The sequence below is a fragment of the Nocardiopsis lucentensis DSM 44048 genome, from assembly GCF_000341125.1.
Lineage (GTDB): Bacteria > Actinomycetota > Actinomycetes > Streptosporangiales > Streptosporangiaceae > Nocardiopsis > Nocardiopsis lucentensis.
In genome coordinates this window covers 1-1,498 of sequence record NZ_ANBC01000624.1, presented here as the reverse complement: position 1 = coordinate 1,498, position 1,498 = coordinate 1, and the positions used below count along the sequence as shown (strand labels likewise).

Sequence of the window (1,498 nt, the reverse complement as noted above, 5' to 3'; positions counted from 1 at the left end):
CGCGCATGGACACCTGCGAGCCGCAGCCGGGACCGCAGTAGGTGGCCGAGGAGTTCCTCGTGCGGTCGTAGAAGCCCAGGTGGCAGGGGGGGTTCCGGCACGCCTTGAGCCTGGCCCAGCCGTTCTGCCGGGCGAGGTCGGCCGCCGCGGCGAGGAGGGCGCCCAGCGCACCCGCGACCCCGGTCTGGGAGGAGACGAGGCTGCTTCCGGCGGCGGTGACGACCGGGGCCAGCGGATGGAGCGTCCCGGCACGCCGGAGCAGCCGTTCGGCCTCATCCAGTGACGGGTCCGTACCGTCGGCGCCTCCCGCGTGCGCGAGCATCACGACCACCAGGGCGGCCCTGAGTTCCCGCGCGTTCGCCGCGTCCGCCTCCGTGGTCAGCGTGCCCTCGGGGGCCAGGCCGCACTCGACCAGCCACTCGGCCATCGTGCCGGCGTCGGCGAGCCGCTCCGGGCGTCCGTCGACCGGGCGCGTGTTGACGAAGTCGAGAAGAAGCTCCGCCGTCTTCGTGGGCTGGAGCGGACTGCGCGAGTTCCTGCCATCGGTTACACCCATGTCAGACACGGTATGACACGAACAAAAAGCCTTATGCACGCAACTATTGTGGAAGATCTAGCTTGTAAGTTGCGCTCTAAAGATCTAAGCTCGCAACCATGACAGACAACACCCCCACTTCGGGCACTCCTCGCAGCTGGTTCGTCACCGGCGGCTCCTCCGGCATCGGTCGTGAACTGGTGCTCGCCGCCCTCACCCGCGGGGACCGGGTCACGGCCATCGCCCGGCGCGTGGACGCCCTCGCCGACCTCCGCGAGCGGTTTCCCGGGACACTGCTCGCCCTGGCCGCCGACGTCCGCGACCAGGGCTCCGTCCGCGCGGCGGTGGACGAGACCGTCGACCGGTTCGGACGCGTCGACGTCGTCGCCAACAACGCCGGCTACGGCCTGTTCGGCGCGGTCGAGGAGGCCACCGACGCCCAGGCCCGGGCCATCTTCGAGACGAACGTCTTCGGCGTGCTGAACGTGCTGCGCGCCACCCTGCCGGTACTGCGCGGGCAAGGGTCCGGCCACGTCCTACAGGGGTCCTCCATCTACGGTCAGCTCGCACTTCCCGGTGTCGGCCTGCTGGCCGCGACCAAACACGCCGTCGAAGGCATGTCCGACGCGCTGGCGGCCGAACTGGAGCCCCTGGGAATCACGGTCACCCTCGTCGAACCCGCCCTCACCGCGACGCCGTTCCTGGCCAACCTCGATTTCGCCGAGGCCGCCGAGGACTACGACCAGACCGTACGGGCGGTGCGGAAGACGCTGAGCGACCTGCCCCCCGAGGCGTTCTGCGACCCGGCCAGGGCCGCACGGGTCGTCCTGGACGCGGTCGGCTCCGGGAACCCCCCGCGCAGGCTCGCTCTGGGCGGGCAGGCGGAAACCGACCTGCGCGACGCGCTGGCGGCCCGACTGCGGGACCTGGACCAGTGGGCCGAGGCCACCCGAAGCGTCGACG

Annotated in this window: 2 protein-coding genes; one reads left to right on the top strand and one right to left on the bottom strand. The window is 71.2% G+C overall.

Going from position 1 to position 1,498, the window contains the following annotated elements:
• Positions 1-556 (bottom strand): CGNR zinc finger domain-containing protein (locus D471_RS35595; protein WP_017600703.1); only part of this gene is annotated, 556 nt, incomplete at its 3' end.
• Positions 557-654: 98 nt separating this feature from the next.
• Between D471_RS35595 and D471_RS0122435 the strand changes: the two genes are divergently transcribed.
• Positions 655-1,498: SDR family NAD(P)-dependent oxidoreductase (locus D471_RS0122435; protein WP_017600702.1), on the top strand; the 844-nt coding region annotated here is incomplete at its 3' end.